The organism is Variovorax paradoxus (genome assembly GCF_000834655.1).
GTDB classification, from domain to species: domain Bacteria; phylum Pseudomonadota; class Gammaproteobacteria; order Burkholderiales; family Burkholderiaceae_C; genus Variovorax; species Variovorax paradoxus_F.
The window spans coordinates 1-552 of record NZ_JXQQ01000096.1 but is presented as its reverse complement, the minus strand read 5'-3'; the positions used below and the strand labels follow the sequence as shown (position 1 = coordinate 552).

Here is a 552-nt window from a genome sequence, read left to right as displayed (position 1 = left end):
CGTACAGAGCCGTGCGCTTCGACAGGTTGTGCACGTAGCCGATTGCCAGCTTGTTGGCCTTCGGATCAGCAATACGCGGCTGGAACAGCACTTCTTGCTGGTTGTTGTCGTACTTGACAGCCGAGTACGAAGCGCGGATCAGGCCAGCACCGACCGGCACGGTCACGCCGAGCAGGTAACCGGTCAGGTCAACGTCAGGACGGCCGCCCAGGAAGGGTTCGGTTTCGTAGTCCAGCTTGTTCTTCGAGCGCGACACTTCACCGAAGAGCTTCACAGGACCGAAGTCGTACGAAGCGCCGAGGTTGAAGGTGTTGACCTTGTTGGTCGTGCCGACGTAGAACTGGTCGCCAACGGTGCTGCTGCCGTAAGCAGCTGCGATGTCCAGAGGACCGTTCGCGTAGCCGAAGCGGCCACCGATGTAACGGCCGGTGCGCGAGTTGTTCGCGACATCAGGCGTAGCGGTGCCAGGGCTGTACTTGGTCTTTTCGCTGAACGAGTACTGCAGTTGGCCGTAGAAACCACCCAGGTTCGGCGGCAGGAAGTAGCCGATGC

Annotated in this window: 1 protein-coding gene; it reads right to left on the bottom strand. The window is 60.3% G+C overall.

Going from position 1 to position 552, the window contains the following annotated elements; translation table 11 throughout:
- Positions 1-552, bottom strand: a 552-nt coding sequence (locus tag RT97_RS27845) for a porin (RefSeq protein WP_042582102.1), incomplete at both ends; no start/stop codon positions are given.